The 19591-nt window shown below is 44.9% G+C and carries 16 protein-coding genes; 4 read left to right on the top strand and 12 right to left on the bottom strand.

Translation table 11 applies throughout. The annotated features are described in order from the left end of the window. Nucleotide 1 precedes the first annotated feature (1 nt). On the bottom strand, nt 2-2944 hold the full coding sequence (locus ACSVDE_RS12270) for a bifunctional diguanylate cyclase/phosphodiesterase (RefSeq protein WP_439301174.1): 2943 nt from the start codon (nt 2942-2944) through the stop codon (nt 2-4). A gap of 131 nt (nt 2945-3075) precedes the next feature. Here ACSVDE_RS12270 and ACSVDE_RS12275 point away from each other — a divergent pair, with 131 nt between their 5' ends. After that, the gene (locus ACSVDE_RS12275) at nt 3076-3666 is read left to right on the top strand and encodes a superoxide dismutase family protein (protein ID WP_439301175.1); all 591 of its coding nucleotides are present in this window, start codon (nt 3076-3078) and stop codon (nt 3664-3666) included. Nucleotides 3667-3791: 125 nt separating this feature from the next. Here ACSVDE_RS12275 and ACSVDE_RS12280 read toward each other — a convergent pair whose 3' ends face one another. From ACSVDE_RS12280 to ACSVDE_RS12310, 7 genes are all read right to left on the bottom strand, one after another. Further along, the gene (locus ACSVDE_RS12280; protein ID WP_439301176.1) at nt 3792-3986 is read right to left on the bottom strand and encodes a small, acid-soluble spore protein, alpha/beta type; all 195 of its coding nucleotides are present in this window, start codon (nt 3984-3986) and stop codon (nt 3792-3794) included. Between the two features lie 93 nt (nt 3987-4079). Next, on the bottom strand, nt 4080-5186 hold the full coding sequence (menC, locus tag ACSVDE_RS12285; RefSeq protein WP_439301177.1) for an o-succinylbenzoate synthase: 1107 nt from the start codon (nt 5184-5186) through the stop codon (nt 4080-4082). Continuing rightward, a complete protein-coding gene (locus ACSVDE_RS12290) occupies nt 5176-6657 on the bottom strand; it encodes an o-succinylbenzoate--CoA ligase (protein WP_439301178.1) in 1482 nt (493 codons plus the stop codon). The genes menC and ACSVDE_RS12290 overlap by 11 nt, the downstream gene beginning before the upstream one ends. An 80-nt stretch (nt 6658-6737) precedes the next feature. Further along, nucleotides 6738-7559 carry a 1,4-dihydroxy-2-naphthoyl-CoA synthase gene (menB, locus tag ACSVDE_RS12295; RefSeq protein ID WP_439301179.1) on the bottom strand — a complete coding sequence of 274 codons (822 nt, stop codon included), beginning with the start codon at nt 7557-7559 and terminating at the stop codon, nt 6738-6740. Nucleotide 7560: 1 nt separating this feature from the next. Further along, the gene (gene menH, locus ACSVDE_RS12300; RefSeq protein ID WP_439301180.1) at nt 7561-8382 is read right to left on the bottom strand and encodes a 2-succinyl-6-hydroxy-2,4-cyclohexadiene-1-carboxylate synthase; all 822 of its coding nucleotides are present in this window, start codon (nt 8380-8382) and stop codon (nt 7561-7563) included. Next, entirely contained in the window at nt 8372-10129 is a 1758-nt protein-coding gene (gene menD / locus ACSVDE_RS12305) for a 2-succinyl-5-enolpyruvyl-6-hydroxy-3-cyclohexene-1-carboxylic-acid synthase (protein ID WP_439301181.1), read from the bottom strand. Before menD ends, menH begins: the two co-directional genes overlap by 11 nt. Beyond that, on the bottom strand, nt 10126-11529 hold the full coding sequence (locus ACSVDE_RS12310) for an isochorismate synthase (protein WP_439301182.1): 1404 nt from the start codon (nt 11527-11529) through the stop codon (nt 10126-10128). Before ACSVDE_RS12310 ends, menD begins: the two co-directional genes overlap by 4 nt. Before the next feature lie 248 nt (nt 11530-11777). Here ACSVDE_RS12310 and ACSVDE_RS12315 point away from each other — a divergent pair, with 248 nt between their 5' ends. Further along, entirely contained in the window at nt 11778-12728 is a 951-nt protein-coding gene (locus tag ACSVDE_RS12315) for a 1,4-dihydroxy-2-naphthoate polyprenyltransferase (protein WP_439301183.1), read from the top strand. 24 nt (nt 12729-12752) lie between these two features. Then, nucleotides 12753-13136, top strand: coding sequence for a hotdog fold thioesterase (locus tag ACSVDE_RS12320; protein ID WP_439301184.1), 384 nt, complete (start codon nt 12753-12755; stop codon nt 13134-13136). Between the two features lie 60 nt (nt 13137-13196). Here the strand turns inward: ACSVDE_RS12320 and ACSVDE_RS12325 are convergent, their stop codons facing one another. From ACSVDE_RS12325 to ACSVDE_RS12340, 4 genes are all read right to left on the bottom strand, one after another. Beyond that, the gene (locus ACSVDE_RS12325; RefSeq protein WP_439301185.1) at nt 13197-14549 is read right to left on the bottom strand and encodes a glucoamylase family protein; all 1353 of its coding nucleotides are present in this window, start codon (nt 14547-14549) and stop codon (nt 13197-13199) included. Between the two features lie 336 nt (nt 14550-14885). Next, on the bottom strand, nt 14886-16238 hold the full coding sequence (locus ACSVDE_RS12330) for an ABC transporter permease (RefSeq protein WP_439301186.1): 1353 nt from the start codon (nt 16236-16238) through the stop codon (nt 14886-14888). Beyond that, nucleotides 16235-16927: an ABC transporter ATP-binding protein gene (locus ACSVDE_RS12335; protein ID WP_439301187.1), complete on the bottom strand. Its 693-nt coding sequence runs from the start codon at nt 16925-16927 to the stop codon at nt 16235-16237. The genes ACSVDE_RS12330 and ACSVDE_RS12335 overlap by 4 nt, the downstream gene beginning before the upstream one ends. Before the next feature lie 815 nt (nt 16928-17742). After that, on the bottom strand, nt 17743-18996 hold the full coding sequence (locus ACSVDE_RS12340; protein WP_439301188.1) for a S8 family peptidase: 1254 nt from the start codon (nt 18994-18996) through the stop codon (nt 17743-17745). A gap of 389 nt (nt 18997-19385) precedes the next feature. Between ACSVDE_RS12340 and ACSVDE_RS12345 the strand changes: the two genes are divergently transcribed. Continuing rightward, a complete protein-coding gene (locus ACSVDE_RS12345; RefSeq protein ID WP_439301189.1) occupies nt 19386-19565 on the top strand; it encodes an H-type small acid-soluble spore protein in 180 nt (59 codons plus the stop codon). Nucleotides 19566-19591: the final 26 nt, after the last annotated feature.

Consider the following 19591-nt stretch of genomic DNA (forward strand, 5'->3'; position numbering starts at 1 on the left):
CTCATAAGAGAGGTGTGACCGTTTTTTCTTTCAGGAGCTGATCGATACTGCTGACATCCATCGGTCGGTAAAAATGGAAGCCTTGAACTTCGTTGCAGTTCTGTTCTTTCAAGAACGCGAACTGATCTTCTGTTTCAACGCCTTCTGCAACGACGCGCATCTTCATGCTATGTCCTAACGTGATGACCGCTCTTGCAATTGCAGCCTCGTCTGGACTTTTACCGATTCCCTTAATGAAGGACTGATCGATCTTCAGAGCATGGACATGGAACTTTTTCAAATAGCTCAAGGAGGAATAGCCGGTTCCAAAATCGTCGATGGCGATTCCGACTCCCATCCGTTCCAGCTCCTCAAGGCTTTGGACGATACTTTCCTCATATTTCATCAATGTACTTTCAGTAATTTCAATCTCCAACCATTTGCCATCCATCTCGACCTCTTTCAATACTTTCCGGATCGAAGAGGCTAGATTACGCTGCAAGAATTGGCGCGCGGAAAAATTGACCGCCATCCGGATTGGGGGAATCCCCTGTTCCTGCCAACGTTTATTTTGTAGACATGCTTCCTTCAGAACCCAGTTGTCAATCTGAACAATCAAGCCAGTTTCTTCTGCAAGTGGAATGAATTCTCCTGGAGAGATCAGTCCCCATTGTGGATGCTTCCATCTGACAAGTGCTTCGACACCGATGATTTCATTGGTCGCAACATCGATGCGAGGTTGATAATGCAGCAGTAGCTCTTCGTTCTCAATCGCTTTATGTAGGTCATTTTCCAATACAAGTCGCTCGTAATTGTTGATGTTCATCGAAGGTCGGTAGAATTCGTACGAGTTCCGGCCTTTTTCTTTCGCCCGGTACATGGCCATATCGGAATGCGCCAGTAATGACTCGACATCCTCCCCATCATCTGGATACAGCGCTACTCCGATACTGAATGAAATGTGGAATTCATGTTCCTCGATGACGATCGGTTGCCTGAAGGACTGCGATACCAGCTTGGTAATATTGTTCAAATCCGAAATATGGATAACGTGCGGAATCAGGATCGTGAACTCATCTCCGCTCATCCGATATACTTGACCTTTTTCAGCAATCAAGCTCTTGAGCCTAGTAGCGACTACGGAAAGGACACGATCACCGAATGCATGACCTAGTGAATCATTGATGACCTTGAAACGATCCATATCGAGGAACAATACACCTGCAATCAAATTTTTGTTTTTACTTCGATGGATGAGCTTGTCCAGGTCTTCCTGGAACTTCCTCCGGTTTGGAAGATCCGTCAACGAATCATGATACGCCATATGTTTAATCGTTTCTTCCGTCTTCTTCCGTTTCGTGATGTCGCGCGCAACGACGACGACCTGTTTCACTTGATCGTTCTCATCCAAAACAGGCATCGCCCGTGCCTCGATGACGACATACTCCCCTTCAGCATTGCGATATCGACATTCTACGTCTTGCCGTTCACTCGTTTGGAACAACCGTCCGAAGCTTTCCAGTACAGCCTCTTGATCCTCTACATGAACATGATCGATGAACTTGTTCTCCAACATCGGAGCTCTGCCGAAAATTTTCTTATAGGCTGGTGAAACGTAATTGATGTGGCCTTTTCGGTCAAATAGAACGATCAGGTCAGACATGTTTTCCGTCATGATGTTCAGCCGTGTTTCACTTTCCTTCAACGCTTGCTTCGTCTGTTTTTGTTCAATCGCGATGACCGCAATATCAGTGTACATCTTAATCAACCGCTCATCCTGCTTGCTAGGAAGTCGGTTTTTCAAACTATAGATCGTTACGATTCCGAGGAGCTCATTGTTGCTCGATAGAATCGGCATCACCCAATACGCCCGAATCGAATGCTCATAGAAAAAGTGATGAAGATGCAGACTCAAAGGGTCATCCTCGATATCAGAAACGATGACCGGCTTTTTTAACGAGGCTGAACGACCGCACCCGCTCACATCTTCCCCGACAGTCATTTCCGCGAGTTGTAACGAATGCTTTTCGCAAATGGAGGGTGCCGATGCCAGTTGCAGCACTTCTTTTTCCGCTGAATATAGATGGATCGTACAGAACGTATCATCAATATGGCTTTCTAACGTTTTGGCTGTCACTTCTAACACTTCTTCTAGCATGATGTCTGTCGCGATCAGCTCGAAAATTCGCTTCTGACCTTTTAACTGTGCTTCCGTTTCCTTTTGTTCCTGCACCTCATAACTGACACACACGATTTCCGTTTCACCGACTCTTGGCGATATGACGTTCATGCGCTGGGACACCCAGAATGATTGGTTGTTTTTATGTAAAAGTCGAACTTCAATACATTGATCCACACCCGGTTTAATCTGTCGGATAAAGTGGTTGTAACGTTCCTTGTCCCGAGAGTCTATGAAATTGGAAAACGATTGACCGATGAGGTCCTGGTTCGTGAATCCCAACCTCGATGAGCCTGTTTCATTAAAGGAAAGCAGCGTCCCTTCCTTGTTCAAGGTGAAATACATCGCAGGGGTATTCTCATACAAATACCTGTACCGTTCTTTACTCGATTGCAGCTCGTTCTCAATCCTCTTCTTATTCGTGATATCCCGAACCGCAGCAAGTACATGCGTACATGTCCCCTGATCGTTCAGTATGGGAGTCAAAATCGTCTCCCCGACCATGATTTCTTCCATCACTTCGGTTTCAATTTCATAGTGGTAAGGTTCTTTAGAATAGTAGGCCGTTTCATATGCTTTTTGGAGTTCTACAAAAACATCCTCCTGTAACACATCCTGCATCCTTTTACCGAAAGAGGATTCGTCCACTCCGGAAAACTTGAGTGCAGAATCATTGGCAGTCACATAACGAAAGGATGGTCCCTTGTCCACTGCCATCAGAAACACCATATCTTTGAACCCATTGAAAATTGCGCGCAAATGCTCCTCTTGAATTCGATTAAACATGCCCCAAGTCCCCTATTTTCTACTCGATATCTAGTCTTATTCTCTATATCGGTTCCTGTAGAACATTTTACATATTTATCCTAGTTTTGTAAAAAATAATATGGATCATATCGCGAAGGAGAAGATGGAAGATGAACAAATGGCTGATCAGCACTTTTGCCGCATTTCTGGTCATTTCCGGGCTTGCTGCTTGCGCCTATCAAGACCAGCAACAAGCAAAGGAAAATGAATCTGTGCCTGTCAACGTCTCGAACCAGGCAAATCACCATACCCAAAGCTACAAAGATGTTGAGATATTCAATCCCGATAAAGAAAAGATCGGACATGCTCGACTGGCCCAAACCCCGAAAGGCGTCATGATCCAGTTGAAGGTTTCAAATATTTCTCCTGGTGTGCACGGCTACCATATCCATGAGACCGGAAAATGTGAAGCACCGGACTTCAAGTCTGCAGGTGAGCACTTCAATCCAGTCACCAAGGAACACGGATTTGAAAATCCGAAAGGGTATCATGCCGGTGATCTGCCGAATTTGAAGGTGGATGAAGATGGCATGGTGTCCATGACGACGATCACGAAACATGTCACGTTGGAAAAAGGGAAAGCGAATTCATTGGTCGATAAAGACGGCAGTGCCCTCGTCATCCATGAAAAAGCCGACGACTACAAGACGAATCCAGCAGGAGATGCAGGAGCACGGATAGCATGTGGAGTGATTAAGTAAGATTGTAGGGCTAGCAATGATCTATTGGTGTTAGTATCGTCAAACATGATTTACCCTCGTGTTCACGGTACGACCCTATATGAAAAAAAGTGGCTGATCCATATTTCCGGACCAGCCACTTTCCTTTATTGCTGTTGGTTGTTGCTCAGTTGCTGTTCAGCTTGCGCAACGAGTTTCTTGGTCATTTGACCTCCAACAGAACCATTCGCGCGAGAGGACGTATTGCCACCTAGTTGAACCCCCATTTCAGCGGCGGTTTCTTCCTTCATCTGTTCCAATGAATTCTTTGCACCAGGTACTAAGAGTTTGTTTCTTGGCAAGTCGATCACTCCACACGTTTATTTGAGCAACGCAATCGTTGCTCGTTTTTAATGTAACCGGATCGGTTTGAATGATACGGTAAAATGCATCCTTCAATACTCCAACGTCTCTTCTGTATGAGCCTTCAATGCCCCCATATTGATTTCATAACCGATGCCGGGCCTCTCCGAAAGAATGATATTACCATCCTGTACCTCGATTTCAGGTGTAATGATGTCCTTCTCCCAATACTTCGAGGAGGCTGCAATGTCTCCAGGATAAGCGAATCCGTCTAGTGTCGCTAACGCCATGTTATGCGCTTTGCCCACACCGGACTCGATCATCCCACCAGCCCAGACCTCGATTCCGTTTCTTTTACAAAGATCATGGATCCGAACGGCTTTTGCCAGTCCACCTACACGACTCAATTTTACCGCTAAAATCTGTGCGCTCTTCAACGCGATGGCTGTTTGCGCCGCTTCAAAAGAAGTGATGCTTTCATCCAGACATATCGGTGTGTCGAGGACTTTTTGCAATTCCGCATGCTCCACAAAATCTCGTGAACCTAAAGGCTGCTCTATCATCATCAGGTTGTAGCGATCCATTTTCTTTAAATGATTCAGGTCCGCCAACGTATAACTGGAGTTGGCATCCACCATCAAAGGCACATCGGGAAAATGAGAGCGGACGGTTTCTAAAACCTCCAAATCCTCTCCAGGCTTCACTTTCAGCTTGATCCGCTTATAGCCGATATCCACGGCTTCTTGGATTCTTTGAAGAAGTGCTTCCTTATCAGACTGCATTCCGATTGCGGTACCGACCTCTATTTCACCTGATTGACCTCCAAGCACTTGGAACAATGGTCGATCCAAGCTTTTCGCATAACCGTCCCACAAAGCCGTTTCGATGGCCGACTTTGCCATATGATGTCCACGATAACGATTGAACAAAGCATGGATTGCTTTTGGATGGTCGAACTCTCCTATCTCATATAAAGCCGGGATGAGGTACGTGGAAAGGACATGCAAACAGGTGTCGAGCGTTTCCTCCGTGTACCAAGGCGTATCAAACGCTGAACATTCACCCCAGCCGACCGTCCCGTCTTGGAAAGTCAATTCAGTGATCAGCAGTTTGCGTTCATGGACCGTATTCAATGCTGTAATGAAAGGCTGCTTCAAAGGCATCTTGATTTTATGAATTGAGACGCGTTCAACCTTCATGATGATCATCCTTTTTCAAAAGTGGATGTAGATCCTTCCGTAAAATCTTATTTGAAGCGTTCCTAGGAATTTGATCAATGAAATGGATGACTTTCGGCACCTTATATTTTGCAAGGCGTTCTGCGCAATAGTCGATGAGAGATCGTTCGCTGACTTCAGCCCCGTTCCGGACAACAACGAAAGCGGCAGGTACTCTCCCCCATTTGTCATCTGCGGCTCCGATCACGCCTACTTCCGCCACCGCTTCGTGCCCGGATAAACAAGCCTCAATTTCTGCTGGATACACGTTCTCTCCACCTGAAACAAACATGTCTTTCCGCCGGTCCAACACATAAAGAAAGCCTTCTTCATCCAAATATCCGATGTCCCCTGTCGCGAGCCATCCATCCCTGATCTTATCCACGTTCACGGCTTCCTTTTTATAATAGCCCGTCGTGACGTTTGGTCCTTTCACGTGAATTTCGCCTACTTGCTCATCCTCATCATTCGTCGGAACGATTTTCACTTGAGAAGGGAACAGTGGTTTACCGGCTGAACCGAGCTTACGGAAGCTGTCATCAGGTGCTAATGTGACGATTTGCGATGCGGATTCACTCAATCCATACGTTTGAAAAACGGGGATTCCTTCTGCTTCGCATCTTTTTAAAAGAGGAAGAGGAGCAGGGCCGCCACCTAAGAGCATACACCGGAACGATTCTGGAAATGTCTTGAACGCTTCTGAATCTAAGACATTCGAGAGCATCACGCTGACAACCGATGCAATGGTCACCCTGTTCTCATGCACAGACCTGATGAATTCTTTTGCCTCAAAACCGGTGTGCAGTACCATCGTGATTCCATAGATGACGCTCCGCATCACAATAGACAATCCACTCACATGGAAAAGAGGGACAGCGCATAACCAGCGGTCACTGTCATGAATGCCGAGATTCAACGCCGAACCGGTAGCACTCCACCAATGATTGCCATATGTGAGCATGACCCCTTTCGGATAGCCCGTCGTACCAGATGTGAAGATGATGGAATGAAGTTGATCAAGATCGATGGAATCGTTCAATCCGAACGTGCTTTCTTCGGTTTGTAAAATTTCGCCCAGCGTGAAGACGTTCTCAAACTGAAGCTCTTTTGCTACTGATTGATGCCGCTGGTCAACAACCAACACATCAACGTCTGCATCCTGCAGCTGATAGTCCAACTCTGCCGGAGATAGCCTTTTGTTCAGTGGTACCATCACCGCATTTAAATAATGGAGAGCATGAATCAGCATGACCGTTTCTGGATGATTGTCCATCAAGAAAGCGATATGATTCCCTTCCCGGACACCTTTTCCGCTCAATTTCCGCGCAAGACTTCTCACCTCTGTATCCAGTTCTTCATACGTCCATTCTTGATTTTCAAAAACGAGTGCAACACGATTCGGGGTCAAGTACGCCCTCTGCTGCAGCCAATTTTTCATAACTTGTCCTTCCATATGTACCACTCCACGATTCTAGTTAAAAAAGGAGATTCATAAGTAGTGGCTACTTACAAATCTCCCCGGAATTATTCGGCTTAAGGGAAACGAGGGAATTGTTTAAAGTCCGGCTTACGCTTTTCTTTGAACGCGTCGCGGCCTTCCTTCGCTTCGTCTGTTGTGTAATAAAGCAATGTAGCGTCTCCGCCCATTTGCTGCAATCCTGCAAGTCCGTCTGTATCCGCGTTGAAGGAAGCTTTCAAGAAACGGATCGCAGTCGGTGATTTCTCAAGCATCTCAGAACACCATTGCACAGTTTCTTCTTCCAGCTTTTCAAGTGGAACGACTGTGTTGACAAGTCCCATTTCCTTCGCTTCTTCTGCATTGTATTGACGGCAAAGGTACCAGATTTCACGCGCTTTCTTATGTCCGACGATACGTGCAAGGTATCCTGCACCATAACCAGCGTCAAAGCTTCCGACTTTCGGTCCAGTTTGACCGAAGATCGCGTTGTCCGCTGCAATCGTCAAGTCACACACAACGTGAAGAACATGACCGCCTCCGATTGCATAACCGGAAACCATCGCAACGACTGGCTTCGGAATGACACGGATCAAGCGTTGAAGATCAAGTACGTTCAATCGTGGGATTTGATCGTCTCCTACATATCCACCATGTCCACGTACCTTCTGGTCTCCACCAGCACAGAATGCATCGTCCCCAGCACCTGCCAACACGATGACTCCGATATCGGAATCGTCACGTGCGTATGCGAATGCATCGATCAATTCGTGAACCGTCTTAGGACGGAACGAATTACGAACCTCAGGTCGGTTGATCGTGATCTTCGCGATTCCGTTATATGTTTCGTACAAAATATCGTCATACTGTCTTTCAGCAATCCATTCAAATAATGCCATTTCAGTCATCCTTTCTATTATGTAATATGTTGTGTACCGTTTGTGAGAATGCCTCCGGCTGCTCGAGGTGCACGGTGTGACCTGCATCTTCAATGGCCACAAGCTCACCATCCGGAAGTAAACGGAGCATCTCTTTTGCTATTTTAACAAATTTCGCGTCGAGTTGTCCGACAATTAACGTCGTAGGCACTTCAAATTGGTGCAAGTGGTCCCACCAAGAAGGCTGTACGCCTGTCCCAATCCCTCGCAGACTGTTGGCTAAACCTACCTCCGAATTGTTGAGCCGACTCGCATGTAGACGCGCGCGCTCTTCGGAAGAAAGGTATGTCAACTGTGTCCGGAACAACGGAATCGCCTCCCAGAAATCGACAAAAGCTTCTATGCCTTCATCCATGATCCGATCCGCCAGACGATTGTCTCGTTGTTGACGGTCAAGACGATCTTCTTCTGTCGCCAAACCGGGGGAACTGCTTTCCAGAATTAATTTCTTAACCCGCGCAGGATAAGTCATCGCAAAAGACAATGCAACTCTTCCACCTAGAGAATACCCCAAAACGAACGCGCTTTCAATCTTGAGCTCATTGAGAATTTGATCCAGTGCGTCGACGGTCGCTTCCATCGAGTAATTTTTCAAATGGTCTGGACACTCTGTTTGGCCATGCCCCGGCAAGTCGACCATGATCAATTGATGATCATTTTTCCAATCCTCAATGAACGGTGTCCAATCCTCGCCAGCCCCTGTAAAACCGTGGAGAAGGAGTAACGGTTCTCCCTCACCTATCACTTTGACATGATAATGGATGTCGTTCACTTCAATTCGCATCGGTCATTCCCAACCTATTTTCCAACGCGTTGTTTACTCTGCTCCAGTATTCCCGGTGCAGCTGTACGTTTTCGTCTCGGTTTGTTTGGACTTCGAGCACGTGCAATCCTTTTCCATTCACACTCTTTGCGAAAGCTTCATCAAAATCGTTCCAGGAACTCATCAGATGATACTCTCCACCATAAAGTGCAGTGGACTGTTCAAAGGAAATGCCAATCGGTGTACCGAATAGATTTTCGAAATGTTCCGGATGCTTATACTGTGGTAAAAAGGAGAAAATACCTCCACCGCTGTTGTTGACGAGGACGATCGTCAAGTCGAGCTCATGCATTTTGGACGCCAACAATCCATTCATATCATGGTAAAATGATAGATCCCCAATGACGAGCACCGTCTTTTTACCAGTTGCGGCCACACCAAAAGCTGAGGAAATGACTCCGTCAATGCCATTTGCTCCTCTGTTCGCAACGAGTTGAATGTCCTTTTCATTTTTACCGAAAAAGGAATCCAAATCACGAATTGGCATGCTGTTCCCTACAAATAGAGCTGTGTTCTCAGGCATCAACTCCTCCAAACGAGAGAAGATCTTACCTTCAAAAAAGACATTTGTTTCAACAAACGCTTGCTTTTCCTGGTGCGCAACGCTATTTGCTTCAAGCCATTTCGTCGTCCATTCGGATGATTGATCCCTTATCGGGACCGATCGGGAAACAGATGAGGCGAATTGCTCCGAATCGGCATAGATCATCCGGCCACCAGAATGGGCAGGATCACGCCAATCTTCTCCTTCGTCTACAATCCAAACGTCCGTTTCATGATGCTGTTGGACATATTTGAAAAATGCCTTGGAGATCGGCATCGCTCCAAATCGAATCACCACTTGCGGTTGCCATTCTTTTACGATGTCACTTTTCAGAACGGCATCATAATGCTCAATGACGAGCTCTTTGGAATGTGCTCCTGTTCTTAAAGGTGATAGGGGATCAGCTAAAATCGGAAATCCGAACGCGGCAGCCATTTCAGTAATCGCATGTGTGGCATGTCGATATTGACCAGGACCGCACACGATCAACCCTCTCTGCACTCCAGACAACACGTTCGCCATTTCTGTATATTCTGCTTCTGAAAGATGGCGTTTCCCAGAGGTGAACGATCGATAAGCTCCGTTCTCACCTTTCCCATAATCAAAAGCGTCCGGTGCTTTGTAATCCGGAACGAGCGGTTCTCTGAACGGTAAATTCAAATGCACGGGTCCCTTCTTACCATGTGTCGCCACTGCACAAGCCCTTGCAGCAGTAGAACGTACATAGCGAATCACGCCAGCTTCAATTTCAGGAAGAGCCATCTCGTGGAACCATTTCACATACTTTCCGTACATCCCGATCTGATCAATTGCTTGTGGTGCACCGACATCCCGTAATTCATGGGGACGATCAGCCGTCAAGACTAACAAAGGGACATGGGAAATCGAAGCCTCGATAATCGCTGGGTAATAGTTCGCAGCAGCGGTACCTGACGTACAGACAAGCGCTACGGGTCTCTCTTCCATCTTCGCCATTCCGAGGGCAAAAAAAGCTGCCGACCGTTCATCAACGCTCAGCCAAACTTTAATATCCGGATGTTGGGCGAACATCATCGCAAGCGGCGTCGATCTTGAGCCGGGGCTGATGACGACGTCCCGAACATCCGATTCACTTAATTCATCTATGAAAGCTCCAACATAAGCTGTTAGTGGATCTAGTGTCATGCAAAGGATCCTCCTAGGGCAGAAAGCATCGGTTTCAACTTGATTTGTGTTTCTTCATATTCACTCTCCGGATCCGAGTCTGCAACGATTCCACATCCCGCAAAAAGAGAAACGTGATTTTCGTTGATGAGACCTGAACGGATCGCGACCGCAAATTCTCCTTGATCGTGTGAGTCGATCCAACCGACTGGTGACGAATACCATCCACGATCCAATTTTTCATGTTCACGGATGATCTCAACCGACTCGGTTTGCGGAAAACCGCCTAGTGCAGGTGTCGGATGGAGACGTTGCACCACATCCATCAATGGAACATCTTTCGCCTGTTTGACAACGACTGGTGTATAAAGGTGCTGGATGTCACGTCCTTTGTAAAGTGTAGGTCCGTTCGGTACGTGTACTGAACCGGCTACTTCTTCCAAAGCATCCCGTATCATTTTTACGACAAATGCATGCTCTTCCCTGTTTTTATCATCGGAAAGCAGCTGTGCTCCTAAATGTTCATCTTCCTCCAAGAAGGTCCCTCTCTTGATGGAACCTGCCAAGCATGTGGAGAGCACTTCGCTATCCTGCTTTTGCACAAGTCGTTCAGGTGATGCGCCAAGAAAACATTTGTGTCCCCGTTCAAATGCAAAAATGAAGCTATTCGGTTGTTCATTTTCAAGGCGTTGCAGCGTAGATGTCACAGAAATCTTCTCATCTGTTTCCGCGATCACTTCCCTTGCCAGAACCACTTTCTCAATTTTCCCTTGTTTGATCATGGACGTTGTATCAGCGACCGTACCTTTCCATTGTTCCGGCTCAATCTCTGTCAACGTATAGTCCCGATCTTCGGATTCTTCGATTGCTGTCCGTTTCAATAACAACGCTTTTTCTTTCATACTTTCTTCAAAAACTTGCACAACATCCGAATCGGGTTGGACGAACAAATTCGTTGTCAAATACGCCTTGTGTTGGAAGCAGGAATAAAGGTGGACAGGCAACACAAAGCTCGCATCTGAATAACTCGTCCATAATGGTGTTTTATCTTTTTTCGTATCAAATGAGAAACCACCTAGCATCATCGGCCCTGTACCAAATACATAAGGTGTTTCGTAATCCTCCAATTGTTCATCTACAATGGATTGCCATTCATTTTTTATCGTGGAAAAACGTTCTTCACCATCTATATCGAATTTCTGAGCTTCACCCATTCCGACTAGCGTCAACTCATTTGATGCATCAGACCAATAAGACCGATGTCCTTCATATAGCTGATTGCCATTTGAGAAAACCATGAGTGGATCAATCATATCGACCTGGACTCGATGACTGACCAGTATGGTTTTTTGGGTGCTCTGCGCTTTCAATTTAGCACTTTCCAATCGCTCTAATAAGTCATGTTGTGTTACAGCTGCCAAAGTATTCCCCTCCAACATCCTCCGACGTCTAATCTCTCTATATAAACGCTCTCTATGATAAGTCTAATAAACCTTATTATCGATACTATTATAAAGGAAAAATATCTGTTTTTCCATTGTCCACCATTCACATCTATTACCAAATCCACAAGTTGACACCTATACCCCCATTGCATACACTTAGAATGGGTCAAAATATGACAGAATGACGTAGTTTTCAGGCATTCTTATGATAAAGGTGAACGATAATGGAACAAAATATTGCAAACAACTCTAATGCTACAGGTACCGGGATGAAGAAAGAGTCCAAAGTGAAGGTCTGGTACCGCCAGCTACGACCTCACACGTTGACGGCATCCTTCATTCCCGTCTTTATCGGGACCGCACTTGCCCTATTCTACACCGAACTTCATTGGGGCTTATTGATTGCGATGCTGGTCGCTTCGATGCTGATCCAAGCCGCTACGAACCTTTTCAATGAGTACTATGACTTCAAGCGGGGCCTCGATACGGAAGAATCCATCGGAATCGGTGGTGGAATCGTCAGGGATGGCATTTCACCTCGTACCGTTTTGACTGTCGGGCTCGTCTTTTTCCTAGCCGCGATCTTATTAGGAGCCTATATCAGTGCAACGACGACCTGGTGGATCGCAGTGATCGGAAGTCTTTGTATGGCGGCCGGGTATTACTACACAGGTGGACCTTACCCGATTGCATACACGCCTCTCGGTGAAATCGTCGCAGGCTTTTTCATGGGATTTGTCATCATATTGATTTCTTTTTACATCCAGACAGGATTTGTCACTGTAAACAGCATGCTTATCTCCATCCCGATTTCCATTCTGATCGGTGCGATTTTGATGGCGAACAACATCAGGGATCTTGAAGGAGACAAAGAGCGTGGGCGTAAGACGCTTGCCATCTTACTCGGACATAAAAAAGCCGTGCAATTTCTTGGCGGCATGTTCGCTTTCTCCATCGCTTGGATTTTGACGATGGTCTTTGTAGGAAAAGCCTCTATCTGGTTGATCCTCGTTCTGTTGAGTATTCCGAAAGCCGTACAAGCTGTCAAGCTGTTCCATGGCGAACGGACTCCAGCTACGATGATGCCTGCAATGAAAGCAACCGCACAAATGCACACCGTTTTCGGAATCGCTGTGACGGTCGGTCTGCTGATCAGTTATATTTTACAGTTTTAATTTCTGTTAAAAGGAGCTGCACATATGGACTTATCCAATACGTTGATTCACGCGCTCGGAATGGAAGTTGTAGAAGCGAAGGCTGATGTGGTGAGGATGACGATGCCGGTTGACGAACGGACGAAACAACCGATGGGCTATTTGCATGGCGGAGCGTCAATTGCACTTGCTGAGTCTGCTGCAAGCATCGGCACAGCCCTGAATGTTGATCTGAATACGCATAACGTGTTCGGCATCGAAATCAACGCCAACCATTTGAAAAGTAAAAGAGACGGAATCGTCACCGCCACCGCTTTTCCCCTTCATAAAGGAAGAACGACGATGGTATGGGAAATCAAAATCACCGATGAACAAGATGCACTGATCTGCATCTCACGCTGTACAACTGGAATGATTGAGAAGAAATAGCATCCTGATAAAAAATCGCCTCCCCACTTTTTATGGGTAAGGCGATTTTTTTACATTAGATTAATTGATCGAGAACTCTTCCCTACTTAGTAGGTCCTCAGGGTATTTACCGATTTCGTCTTCATGGAAGTAGTCTCGGACTACACCATCCTCTAAAAAGTTCGCAATCGAAACCATGATCATCCCTTGATCCAAAGCTAAGTATGCTTGCGTCACTTCTCCAGTTTCCGCATTAACGGAATCAAGGAATCCATATTTGCTATAGGTGTCCATTTCCTTCAACTCATGGATGTTGTCCATTGCTTTTTCAGGAGCGTATTCTAATGCTAAGAAAGTGGCATGAGGTGTGACCACATTACTTTTCTCGTACCCTGAAATCCCTAAAGGCGTAGCTGCAAATTCAGAATATCCATCTGGAGTAGCTGCAGGAGACATTCCCCATACATCATACCCCTTCTCTTCAGCATACTCGATTTGAAGATCCACATGCCGTTGGTTGTTCAACCCTAGTGCGCGTTCTCCAAGTTCTTTTTCCTTTAGGACCAAGGAAGGCATCAAGGCTTCAAACATACTTCCTCCCCAGCTTGGAACAAACTTTTTCCCGTTGTACTTATAATGTCCTTCAAACACTTCGACCCCATCATATGTCGTCGTATAACCTTCCGGAGTTTGAGATTGCCAATCGTATTCAACTGGCATCACACGATCCATTTTCCACCAATGCGTTTTCGGTGCATCTTTTTTACCAATTGCTATATAACTTGCTACCCGAGGCTCAGTGTAGAAAGCTCCGTAATGATGAGACGTCGTTTCTCCCTTCGTCACATCATATCCGCCCCACATCTGTCCAACTTCAGGATCATACAAATGTGTATAATCCATCTCTTCAACTAGTTGGTGTGTTTGATCATATAGTTCTGGATAAGCTTTACCGACCGCGATCAACCCTGCTGATAGCCAACCATTATCAACTGTGGAGATGAATTGTCCCCAATCTTTCTTCAAAGAACCATCTTCCGTGTAATACCAATTGTAATAAAGGCCATTCCACTTCTTTAATGATTCTAATGTACCCAGTGACTTGCTGATTTTCGCAACTGCCTCTTGTTCTGATAAGAGGCCCAATTCATCCGCTGAAATCGTACTCATAAAATACATTCCGATATTGGTTGGAGAAGTGTACTCCTTCGGATCAACGTTACCATCCACACGGACAGCATCGTAAGGTAACCCAGTTCCCGAATCTGTGAAGTCTTCAAAATACCGGTACGTCTGTTTCGCAATCGACTTCAGTTGAGCATCTCTAGCCACTTCTTTGCCTTTTTTGGAGGTATCGGCCTTTGCGCCAAATGAAATAACGCTCAAACTCATGATTAGAATAGCCGCTGCAATAATTGACCATCGTTTTTTCATAGCCCTCTCCTTTATTTTTTGATTTCAACCACCTTTGGTGAAACGTTTCGATACCATTGTACAACCAACTCATGAAAGCGTAAACAATACTTTTGCATTAATTTTCAGAATTTTTAATCGGATTGTATTCGAAACGTATCGATTTAGTTGGATAGGCCTTTGAAGGTCATCTGAACCGAGTTTTAAGTTATTCTGTTCACTTCTGCGCTTAATCTGTTCACTCTCGCATTTATTCTGTTCACTCCAGTGTTCGGTGGTTAAATAAAGCTGAACAAAAAAGAGTACCCGTGTACCCAGACTCGCTGAATACCGAGATACTCTCTTCAATTACGCATGTTAAACTTCTCTTCGCATCGCCTTCAGAACATCCACTTTGGTTGCTCGACGGGCAGGACGTAGTCCCGAAATGATCGTTACGATCAAACAAATGGAAATACAGATGAGCGGAAGACTCAAAGGAATATCCGAGAACAGAAAGTCTTCTGGCGGTTGCTCTCCAAAAGCGCTCCCAAGAATCATCGGCAAGAACAAATTCACCAGATAACTGATGCCATAGGCGACAATCGTACCAAAGAGTGCTCCCAATAAACCGATATAGCTGCTTTCAATCAAGAAAATCCGCTTGATTATACTCGGATTCGCTCCAATCGCCTTCATGATTCCGATATCAGGCGCACGTTCAGTTACAGCCATTGTCATCGTATTGTAAATACCGATCGAGGCGATGATGATGGCAATCGTACCAATGAAGATCAAACCGCTTTTTGCAATCAGGAAAAACAGGTTCATTTGCTCCATCTCATTGATCACTGAATAGGTGTAATAATTTTTTTCTTTCAGTATTTCAGAAATACCTTTCACAGCTTCTGCGTGATTGGCATAGATCTTCACTTCATCAAATGTTCTTTCACCAGCGGCTCCGGACGCTCCATCTCCACCACTCTCCGTAGCATTCGGATCGGACATCTCTCCGTTTTTCGTTCCCGTAAATGCTTCTACTTCTTCCAAAATTCCTTCAGAAAGATAGATGTTTGGATCGCGCATCCACTCACGAGACGGTTTTTTTCCAATACCGACAATGCTCAGTTCGATTTGCTTCGTTTCTTCCTCTTTAGCATCATTGACCTTCTTTACATCCATCGTTATCGTTTGATTGAGAACTTCACCGTCATACCTGACCTCTTCTTTTACAACGCCATCTTCACCGTAAGGCGGGTCACCTTCTCCATCCCAGTCAGCCAAGCTTTGTGCGAAATCATACCCGACAACGATTTCATGTTCCGCTTTCGGCATACGTCCTTCTGAAAGCTCGAAGCCTGCTTTTGTCTCGGAAGGATAGTGTACGACGTATGAACCGCCAATATGCCGGTATTCATCAAGTTGATAGATCGCCTCCTGGCGCAAATAGTTTCTGCGAGTGACGGCATCGACGTTTTCAAGGGATTCGAAATAGTCTACATCTTTCATCGTCACTCCCTCTTGATTTTCTTTCCCATGAACTTGAATTTCTGTCATCAACTGACCGGATGTCACTTCATCAACAACCGACTTCTGGATTCCGAAAGCGACCGAAGCCAATACGATCAAAAAAGCACATCCCATTGCAGTCGCTAGGACCGTCATGAAAATCCGGCTTTTGTTCTTTTTCATATTCGCGCGCACAAACTTGAACTGGTCCTTGAACCTCATGATGCATAGGCCTCCTTATTCAACTTTCCGTCTGTAATTTCGATGACACGATTTCCGATTCTCGCCACTTTTTCATCATGGGTGATGATCAGGAAAGTGATGCCTGATTCACGGTTCAACTGCTTAATGAAGTCCAATAGTTCCTCTTCTGTTTCACTGTCAAGACTACCGGTCGGTTCGTCAGCCAGGATGATCGGCGGATTCAAAACGAGCGCTCTTGCGATGCTCACCCGTTGCTGCTGTCCACCTGAAAGTTCACTCGGATAATGCTCCATGAACTTCTCAAGTCCCACTTTTTTCAAAATCGCATCGGTCTGCTTCCTTCTTTCACGTTCATTCACGCCTTTTAATGTCAATGCTAATTCCACATTTTCGAAAGCGGTCATACTCGGAATCAATTGAAAGCTTTGGAAAATGAAGCCGAGACGGTTCAATCGGAAGTCGGCCCACTTGCTTTCATTGAAGTCTGTCACTTTTTCCCCGGTGATGATAATTTCACCTTCTGTTGGACTCATGTATCCACTGATCAAATTCAGAAGCGTGGACTTTCCTGATCCGCTCCTGCCGACGATGGTTACGATTTCGCCCTCATCCACATGTAGATTGATATTATTTAATACCGGAACGACAGATTCCCTGCCCTTCTTACCGATTTCAAATTGATGGCTCAAGTTCTTCACTTCAATCATCTTGTTGGCCTCCTACTTTTCATATACACATAAAGACGTCCAAACCGTAAAAAAGTTCAATGGAAAAATAAAAAACCCTCTGATTGAATCAGAGGGTTTACTTGTGAGGTGCAAAACGCAAAAACGCAGCTCAAATTACAAGTAAAATCACGTATTAGTCACTTAATGATTCACAGTATAAATCACACCAGATTTCCTTCACCACATTTGTATATTTGAGTGTTCAAATCTATGACTTAACGGACACGTGACTTATTGAAGCTAAGCGCCCGATAATTGATGAAGAATGACTAATTCATAAATCTAACGGACATTAAGGACCTTATTTCTATACATTATCCATTTTCACTAAACTTAACGGACATATGATACCTTATTTGGTTCAAAATCATCCAAAACAATATACTTTTTAAAAAATAGCGCATCTGATGTCCGTTTGCACACCGAAATTGGCGTTTTTGTCACAAATAACGGATCTGATGTCCGTTAAACCCTATCTCCCACCACACCACAAAAAAATGCTGCCCGATTGTAGAAGAACGACCATATTGTTTCATACCTATATTTCAAATACGTAATCCCAACACTAATCACATCTAAATTCACAGTCCCTCCAATAAATACTTCAGCCCTTGTGAAATGGTATGTGAATTCATCTGTTATTTAGGTACAAAAGTTCAAGGAAGCGCTGATATAACAAAAAAAACGCACTGTGAATTTCATCGTGAAATCCAGTGCGTTTTGCTTTGATAATTACTTGTTTGCACCTCTGAAGAAAACCCTCTGATTGAATCAGAGGGTTTAAAAGTTATAGATTATTGAACTGTAGGGAAACCGAATCCTGAAGCATAGTCATCACCAGCTGCTGCTCCAGATCCACCTAGAATGTCATTCGTTTTCGCACGGTTTTGAAGCTCTGTGCGAAGTGCAGCATTGGACATCGTAGGGTTTGCTGCCCAGATTTTAGCCGCTAGACCTGAAACGTGCGGAGTTGCCATGGAAGTACCACTGATTGTGTTATACGCTCCATCTTTCCAAGTAGACTCGATTGCGCGACCAGGTGCTGAAACCTCTACATCACGCTCTTGGATTGAATAATCCCCATCAGTATTCGGATTTCCACGAGAAGAGAAGTCCGCTACTCGATAAGTCCCGTTTTCTTGTACATTTTCAAGAGCTGCAACCGCAACTGCATCGACTAATGCACCAGGGTATCCGATCGTATCCGCTGCTGGACCGTCATTTCCAGCTGCCGCAATGACAAGTGCACCATTATTCATTGCATATGTGACTGCATCTGCAATCATAGAATCTTTCGAGCTTGATCCGAGTGACATGGAAATGACGACATTCACACCAAGTGCATTCCCTTGATCAGCTGCATGGCGGATGGCACCAGCAATGTCATCAGAGTATCCGAAACCACTGTTTCCTAGTACTTTGTAAGCCCAAAGTTTCGATTCTGGAGCTACACCATAAACACCTTGTCCATCAGCTCCACCATTAGCAAGTACTGTACCTGCAACGTGTGTACCGTGTCCGTTTTTATCCGTACACTGACCGTCTAGAATCGGAGCTCTATTTTGACTGAAATCTTTACATTGTTCCACATTGGAAACTAGGTCAACGTGCTCGACATAAGTTCCTGTATCAAGAACAGCTACACGGACGCCGTTACCTCCACTTGTTGCAGTAAGATTAGCATCGTTGTACATCGCTTCCATTCCCCATGGCGTTTGGTCAGAAGGAGTAGCTGTACGTGTCGCAGTTTGGGACACCTTATTTATAGAAACCTTTTCAACCAAGGATACATTCAAATTTTTGTTCTTCTGAAGTGCTTCATATTGTTTTTCCGTTACGTCCGTTGTGAATCCTTTTTCTTGGAAATCCCAGCGTTTTCCGTAGTTTGCACTCGCATTCATTATTGCTTGATCACTAGATGATGAAATCAATACACGTAACTTCTCATTTTTCGCTTGATCGGGCGTTTCTCCTGCTGCAAATACACCTGTTGCAAAAATGGAAACCATCATTATCGCTGTTAAAGCAATAGACAAAAATCGTTTCATCCTATCAATCTCTCCCCAAAATAGATTCATCAATTTCCATTGATGTGGAACAAAGAGTCTCGATGTATGTACGTGCTGCAGCAAGCCTACATTTTAACCTTATAGTTTTAAATTAAAATCATAGGCTGCGGAATCGACTCACCTCCCTACCTGAATATATTGTCGGTTTTTTCTGAATTTTGCATTATTAATGTTATCATATTGTGCATTCCTGGTGTATTGGGAAAATAGGCCTTTGATACAGCTAATATTTGTATATTAAAACAGTCTATTTTCCCAACAGGATTTATTATGAAGTTATAGTTGGAATTCGAAAGTAATGGATCGTGTATAAAACACATTGAAATATAAAAACTATGGAAAGCAAAGATTGGAAGGAGAATGTGTACATGAATGCTGGAAGAGCAAAACAGATTTTAGAATCGCCAAAAGAAATCGAGGTCCATTATCGAGGGAATCCGATTTGGATCCAACAAGTGGACGAAACAGGCAACACAGCACGTATCTATTCGAAGGGTGAACCTGAAAACGAAATGACCGTCAATGTAACCTTATTAGATGAAGTATAAGAAAAAGGGGTACCCGAAAATCCGGG

Origin of the sequence: Pseudalkalibacillus sp. Hm43, from assembly GCF_051842935.1 — a bacterium.
In the GTDB taxonomy this organism is placed as follows: Bacteria; Bacillota; Bacilli; order Bacillales; family Fictibacillaceae; genus Pseudalkalibacillus.

Coding starts and splice junctions, on each gene's coding strand:
- ACSVDE_RS12330 (WP_439301186.1), bottom strand. CDS start 16,238: ATGAGGTTCAAGGACCAGTTCAAGTTTGTGCGCGCGAATATGAAAAAG.
- ACSVDE_RS12315 (WP_439301183.1), top strand. CDS start 11,778: ATGGAACAAAATATTGCAAACAACTCTAATGCTACAGGTACCGGGATG.
- menC (WP_439301177.1), bottom strand. CDS start 5,186: ATGAAGGTTGAACGCGTCTCAATTCATAAAATCAAGATGCCTTTGAAG.
- menD (WP_439301181.1), bottom strand. CDS start 10,129: ATGACACTAGATCCACTAACAGCTTATGTTGGAGCTTTCATAGATGAA.
- ACSVDE_RS12325 (WP_439301185.1), bottom strand. CDS start 14,549: ATGAAAAAACGATGGTCAATTATTGCAGCGGCTATTCTAATCATGAGT.
- ACSVDE_RS12335 (WP_439301187.1), bottom strand. CDS start 16,927: ATGATTGAAGTGAAGAACTTGAGCCATCAATTTGAAATCGGTAAGAAG.
- ACSVDE_RS12290 (WP_439301178.1), bottom strand. CDS start 6,657: ATGGAAGGACAAGTTATGAAAAATTGGCTGCAGCAGAGGGCGTACTTG.
- ACSVDE_RS12340 (WP_439301188.1), bottom strand. CDS start 18,996: ATGAAACGATTTTTGTCTATTGCTTTAACAGCGATAATGATGGTTTCC.
- ACSVDE_RS12345 (WP_439301189.1), top strand. CDS start 19,386: ATGAATGCTGGAAGAGCAAAACAGATTTTAGAATCGCCAAAAGAAATC.
- ACSVDE_RS12275 (WP_439301175.1), top strand. CDS start 3,076: ATGAACAAATGGCTGATCAGCACTTTTGCCGCATTTCTGGTCATTTCC.
- ACSVDE_RS12270 (WP_439301174.1), bottom strand. CDS start 2,944: ATGTTTAATCGAATTCAAGAGGAGCATTTGCGCGCAATTTTCAATGGG.
- menB (WP_439301179.1), bottom strand. CDS start 7,559: ATGGCATTATTTGAATGGATTGCTGAAAGACAGTATGACGATATTTTG.
- ACSVDE_RS12320 (WP_439301184.1), top strand. CDS start 12,753: ATGGACTTATCCAATACGTTGATTCACGCGCTCGGAATGGAAGTTGTA.
- menH (WP_439301180.1), bottom strand. CDS start 8,382: ATGCGAATTGAAGTGAACGACATCCATTATCATGTCAAAGTGATAGGT.